General features: G+C 45.0%; 7 protein-coding genes and 1 tRNA gene. 5 read left to right on the top strand and 3 right to left on the bottom strand.

What is annotated here, in order from left to right:
- Positions 1 to 237 precede the first annotated feature (237 nt).
- Positions 238 to 309 (bottom strand) — tRNA-Lys (locus tag ACEW9J_RS12265).
- Between the two features lie 65 nt (positions 310 to 374).
- Complete coding sequence (locus tag ACEW9J_RS12260; protein ID WP_373545401.1) at positions 375 to 1,280, bottom strand: aldose epimerase; 906 nt, start codon at positions 1,278 to 1,280, stop codon at positions 375 to 377.
- Positions 1,281 to 1,458: 178 nt separating this feature from the next.
- Here ACEW9J_RS12260 and ACEW9J_RS12255 point away from each other — a divergent pair, with 178 nt between their 5' ends.
- From ACEW9J_RS12255 to ACEW9J_RS12235, 5 genes are all read left to right on the top strand, one after another.
- On the top strand, positions 1,459 to 1,587 hold the full coding sequence (locus ACEW9J_RS12255; RefSeq protein ID WP_373545400.1) for a hypothetical protein: 129 nt from the start codon (positions 1,459 to 1,461) through the stop codon (positions 1,585 to 1,587).
- Between the two features lie 109 nt (positions 1,588 to 1,696).
- Positions 1,697 to 1,999, top strand: coding sequence for a DUF6679 family protein (locus tag ACEW9J_RS12250; protein ID WP_373545399.1), 303 nt, complete (start codon positions 1,697 to 1,699; stop codon positions 1,997 to 1,999).
- 155 nt (positions 2,000 to 2,154) lie between these two features.
- Positions 2,155 to 3,480, top strand: a complete 1,326-nt coding sequence (locus ACEW9J_RS12245) for a hypothetical protein (RefSeq protein WP_373545398.1) — start codon at positions 2,155 to 2,157, stop codon at positions 3,478 to 3,480.
- Between the two features lie 214 nt (positions 3,481 to 3,694).
- Positions 3,695 to 4,063, top strand: coding sequence for a hypothetical protein (locus ACEW9J_RS12240; RefSeq protein ID WP_373545397.1), 369 nt, complete (start codon positions 3,695 to 3,697; stop codon positions 4,061 to 4,063).
- A gap of 92 nt (positions 4,064 to 4,155) precedes the next feature.
- Entirely contained in the window at positions 4,156 to 4,497 is a 342-nt protein-coding gene (locus tag ACEW9J_RS12235) for a hypothetical protein (protein ID WP_373545396.1), read from the top strand.
- Between the two features lie 294 nt (positions 4,498 to 4,791).
- On the opposite strand, the gene ACEW9J_RS12230 is transcribed toward ACEW9J_RS12235, so the two are convergent.
- Positions 4,792 to 5,571, bottom strand: a complete 780-nt coding sequence (locus ACEW9J_RS12230) for a sigma-70 family RNA polymerase sigma factor (protein ID WP_373545395.1) — start codon at positions 5,569 to 5,571, stop codon at positions 4,792 to 4,794.
- Between the last annotated feature and the right edge of the window lie 429 nt (positions 5,572 to 6,000).

Genomic DNA, 6,000 nt, shown 5'->3' with positions numbered 1-6,000 from the left:
TGGATGCTCATGCTCTTTGAGTGCCTTTTGTAACTTCTCTTTTGTTTCGGAATTGAGAAAATTGAGGGCAGGCATTAGACTCAAGATCGTACAGGCGACTGCTATTATAGCATATGTGCTTTAGACGCCAAACAGCTTAGTGTCTCAGTGCTATTGCAAGCAGCGATCGTCACAAGTCAGCGGCATACAACAAAGGGAGCAGTACTAGACTACTCCCTCGAAATGTTAATTTAATTATGGGACGCCCGAGGGTCGAACTCGGGACCAATCGGTTAAAAGCCGAATGCTCTACCACTGAGCTAGCGTCCCATCGGTCTGTGATTACTAGACCTTCACTAAGATAGCATACATGTTTGAAATTTGACAACTTTAATTTAACTAAAGTTTGCAGTGAAAGTTACATTACTCGTCAAAGTCTGTCCTGGATAGACATGCAGCAGATCGACACCTGTATTTAAACTATTGCGGGGAGCCGTCCAAGGTTCTAGACAATAGAAATCCTTACCTTTGACAGTCCAAAACACCACAGTGTGATAATCAGCACTCGTTGTCATACTTAGAGTTAACTTTTGCCCAGCATCGGTGGCTGTCGCAGTATTAGCCGTCACATTGGTAAAAGCAGCATCGATTTCAGCTTGACTAAAATCAAACTCTCCTGCAAAGGGGTGAACTTCACCTGTTTGTTTTTCTTGATAGCTAGCTGCGGCAATCTCAAATATCAGGCGATCTTTATCTGGTGCAAGGAAGTAAGGATGTAAACCAGTACTAAAGGGCATCAGCGTATCAGATTTATTGGTGTAGGTTTGGTCGATGACCAATTTACTCCCCTGAATTCGATAGGTAAAGCTGACGATAAAATCAAAGGGATATACTTGGCGCGTAGCTTCATTGCTCTCTAATACGACAGTCAGGCTAGCATCTGTGGTGGTAGATTGGTGGCTGACTGTCCAGGGCATTTCGCGGGCGAAGCCGTGCTGTTTGAGCGAATACTGTCGATCGCCAATTTTATAAGTATTATCGGGCAAGTTCCCACAAATCGGAAACAAGATCGGCACCCCACCACGTACACTCAAACTCGGATCGGTAAACCGATCGGTATCTAGATACAGTAACTCGCGATCGCCCACCCGCCAACTAGTTGCAATCCCACCGCGATCGGGGAAGACTGTCAGCGAACTCTGACTTTCGGTATCATTTAGGACATACACTGGCTCAATTTGAGGCTGTTTGGTGACGGTAAACATGTTATTTAGGGCGGTGATTTTGGACTGGGTTGGCACTAGACAATGGTTGGACGCGCTCTGACTGGCTATGTGCGTATTTGCTGGGTCGAACCCTAGGTTGTTAGGCAAAGAGACGAGCAAACGGGTATTATAGTTATATAGGCTACACGATTGCTGTTCACAAAATATCGATCGGGTTCAAAGCTATCTAACAGGCGAGCGATCGTCAGTATTAATGACATCAATTTTTGGATCGGTGCAACTCAAGGAGGCAGATAACTATCGCCCAATCGACAGTTATCACCGCTCGATAAACATAATCCTCACATCAGGGATGGATGCTCACATGAAGTTACTCAACTAAACCGATTGCTTCTAGTTGATTTTGGGAAAGCTAATCTAGTCATTATTATTTGTAACATTACTAGATTTCCACTTCCACCGCCAGATTTATTTGTTTAGGAGAGTTAACTATGTTACATCGCAAGATCTTTCAAATGTGTGAGGATGGTCGGGAAGTATGTATATTCTTGCGCGATCAGCAACGGTGGATCGAACGTGCGCGCATTACCGACATCGAAGGCGATCTAGTCACGATTCGCTATGAGACTGATGAAGATGATGAAGTTTCAGCTTGGGAAGAAATGGTACGTCTCGAAAGTATTGCCTCGATCAGTCAGAAATTAGCCTCTGTCTATCGTGGTAATGCGGAGCCACTAGTCTCTGATGAATGCCATGAATTAGAGCAGATTCGTCCGATCAAGCCTGAAGAATAACAGATCGCAGTGAGGAGTCATTAGCCATATGGCTGGTGACTCCTCACTGCTAAGTGAGACTAGAGCGATTCTGAGTTGAGTGAGATAGCGGCTCAGTGATAAAAAGGGAATAGCAAAAAGTATTAGTTTGTCCCTCATTTTGAAAGGAAAATAATATGTTCGATCCTCTTTTCGCTCGTGCTGGTGTACTATGGTCGGAAATTATCGAGCTGGTTCAAGGTCGAGGCATGGCAGCTAGCTTAGAAAGCTACACTGCGCGGCAATTAACTCGTAATCCTCAGCTAGATCCAGGACAACGCAAATTACTCGTACATCGATTTGCGATCGAGGGTGAAGTTGATGGTAAGACACCATTAGAATTATTTCTTGCCAGTCAGACAGATCTAACTCTGGCAGATCGTCAACTGATTAGCCGTTGGCGACGAAGTTTTGTGGGGTTACTAGCCATCGTGCAGATCTTTCCGAATGGTTTAGAAGTAATGAACTGGCTGACTGCCAAACATTACCGGATCCAGTTTACCGATCTCCCATCCCAAACGGCAATGAGTCGGCTCAAAGTTGGCGAAGTGATTATCGCGCAGATTAGCCCCATTATTGATATCGATTGGGCGATCTTAGCTCCCTGGGTAGCCTTGGGCAGAATTGGTAGACCAAAACTAGCCGTCGCCATCGGTGCTTTTCGTCAAAATTACCCGCATCATCTCTACAGTGATGCCCCCCAACAATTAGCCGCCGCTTGGGAGTCAGTAGCGGTATATCACGATCGATTTGTCGAATTTTTTGGAACCGATGAGATCGCGCTCAATGGTGCTCAATTGCAAACGCAGATTGGTGAATTCCAAAGCTGGATGGTAGACAAACAATTAGAGACAGCCGGAATCGATAAATCGAAATCGCTTGCCGATTTAGCCACCGATGCAGGGGTTGAAGCCGAGGATTTACAAGCTTTGACTACAAGCCTCGGATTGTCCGATGCCGATGCCGCCAAGGGGCAAACAACCGCAATGGGGAAGATGGTATCATCAAAGGTCGAACTTCCTCCACACCTAAAAACGGCAGATGCGGTCACAGCGTTGAGTCATCCTTACTGGGGACAGATGTTTTTAGCCGATTATCCACGACTGAAAACGCTCTTAGCACCTATAGATCCTCAGTACTCGCCGAGCGATCTCAAATTTATTCACAAATGTCTAGCCGATCCGCAGATGAACGCCTTTGTGTGGCGGAGATTAGCCGAGCAGTTGCCGCTACAGTTACAAACAGCGATCGGTCAAAGTTTAGCATTACCCAATTTTAACTTATCAGCACTCGATTCAATCCTAACCAGGTTTAATAAATATCTAGAGCCAGATCTCCCAGATCTAGCCAGCGTTCCGAGCCACTTACACGATTTATTTCAGTCAGCAGTGGTGGAAGTAAGTAAAGAAAAAATCAGACCTAAATCTCAACCGAAAAAGAGTGGATTTGGGACTAAAAGTTAAGAATCGATCGACTAGCCTCACATCAGCGGTTTCAATCGGAGGCATTTTAGATGTAGCAACTTGGGTTATCCAAGCGCAATAATCAGCCGATTTGCTAAAACATCGCCGAGTCAGACAGTAACAGGGAATTGATATTCCTGATAAACTAGAGAATGGAGCAACCCTGACATCAGTCGAAACAGACGAGGCTTCCAGTTGTATGGAGCTACCTTGAGTGAATAATAACAGCCCTAATCTATTTCAAATCAACCTACCCCGATTCCAATCTTGGCTGACCATTGTAGCAATCTGTCTATTATTGGGTAGTCTAGGATTAGGATGGTTAGTAAAAGCCGCATCGATCGCGATCGGATTGGTGATTATTACCCCCGTTGTCGGATTTTTGGGCTTCTTTTGGTGGTTGCGCCGTAGTGTCGTCCAAGCTGAATGTCCAGTTTGCAACTATCCTTTGCAAGGCATCAATGGCAACGAGATCCAATGTACCAACTGTGGTGAATTGCTCAATGTCGATCGAGGTATACTGATCCGTCAGACCCCAGCAGATACGATCGATGTGATTGCAGTTGAAGTAATCCAGGATTAGGGGACAGGAGATAGAGAAGTAGTTATCTGCACGTCCATTTTAATCCCTATGTCGATTTGAGACTCTTCTATAGATACCTAAACCCTAGCCATATGACCTCCCCACAACCCCAGAATTGGAAACGTCGCCTCCAAGATTTGAAGATCGACATCGAACGAGTCACATCAGGATCGCCAAAATCCGATCTCAACCAAATTGAAGCTGATGCCCCTTTTGGATTGGATGCGCTCCAGCAAGGCTATCAACAGTTTCTGAGCTGGTTTAATGGCATTCCGGCTAGTGGTAAGCTACTAGCGATCGCTGGTGGTGGATTATTGAGCCTGACTCTGATCAAAACTGTCTTTCAACTGGTAACTTCGCTGATTACTCTCTCAGTCTTTGGAGTCATCCTGTATCTAGTTTATCGGTTTTGGATTTTGCCCAAAGGGGAGTAATCGGGAAGCAGTTAAATTAATAGATAGTTGATAGTTGGTACTTCGACTACGCATTGCCTACGGCAGGCTAACGCCAACAGTACAAGTAATTGGGTTATCCTACTGAGGATTTCAACCCCGATTTTTAGTTAAAATACAAAACTCAATCTAGATAGAATTGCCAGATCCGTAACGATCTAGCAATTCTTGGCTGAAGAGTGGGTACTATAGAGATAGAGCGTTTTTTGGATTGTCAGCTCATGCGATCGATCGAAATCGTTGCTACCTGACTCATACCCAGTTCTCGATGTGGCTTTAAGACATTAAAGCTTCTTCTGGATGTAAGAGAGTAGATAGCTGTTTGACACCACGTTGGAGATGACGAGTAACAGTCATTGGGCTGACACCGATTCTTTTGGCAGCTTCCTTGCGGGGTAATCCCTTGATATAGACAAATTCGATCGCTTGTTTAGTCTTAGATTCGAGTTCAGAAATAGCACCTTCTAGTTGTTGGCGTTCTTCCTCTAGATATTGACGCTGTTGTTCGCGGCTATCTGGGAGACTATCACCGAGAGTAACCGGACAGTCCAACATTTGACCGACAGTAGCATCTAGACTCAAAGCTTGACGATTGTGCTCTGCTGCTTGGGTTTCACGCCATTCGTTGACAGATACATTCAGAACAGCCGCAATCTCTTCATCCCGAACTTTTCGACCCAACTTAGCTGTCAGTTGTTGGCGGACTTTTTCGCCCTCTTTTTGGAGTTCTTGCCAACGACGAGGAATCTTCAGCACACTACTCTTATCGCGGAGGAAGTGCAAGACTTCACCTCTAATGTAGGGCACAGCAAAAGAGCTAAATGCACAACCCTGGTGGGGATTAAAGCGTTCGATGGCGCGAATCAAGCCTAAATAACCAATCTGCTCTAAATCTTGATAAGGTTCTGCACACTGACGACCGATGCGGTGAGCGATTTGTCTGACCAGACCAGCATTCAGTAATACTAATTGATTGCGAACTTTGATACTTGGCTGTTGAAAGTAGTTCATCAACAAGGACATCGATTCGGAATGAGCAGAAGCTGGAGTAGCCATCGTTTGAGCAACCTTTGTTAAGATAGATGCTGTCTGATTGATGCAATCTGGATAGATTTGGGCATAATCACAACAGAGGGATCGGATGGGAAATCGGCGGTTAGTAGAAAAAATAAATCTTGGTGTAGATTCGATCCACTTGTTTTTCTCCACAGCTACATTGTTCTGCACATACCCCCATTACCAACAGCGTCGATCCACGGAAATACTGTCAGGTGTTTTTTTGTTAAGTACGTGAATTTACGTACAGATCCGCACTACGCTATTGACGCTCCAACAATAATTGACGATTCGATGGCTACTACCTGCGATCGCTAAATCGCATCCTCAGCTTATAAAGTCAGTGGATTTTTGTAGCAACTAGATTCAGCATTACTCAACGCAGGGACGACTCATCAATTTGTCCTCCCTTGAGTAGCACCAAGCATT

Origin of the sequence: Chamaesiphon sp. (genome assembly GCF_041737865.1) — a bacterium.
Taxonomy (GTDB): Bacteria; Cyanobacteriota; Cyanobacteriia; order Cyanobacteriales; family Chamaesiphonaceae; genus Chamaesiphon.
Note: the sequence above shows the minus strand (reverse complement) of the source record. Positions and strands in the feature narration are given on the sequence as shown.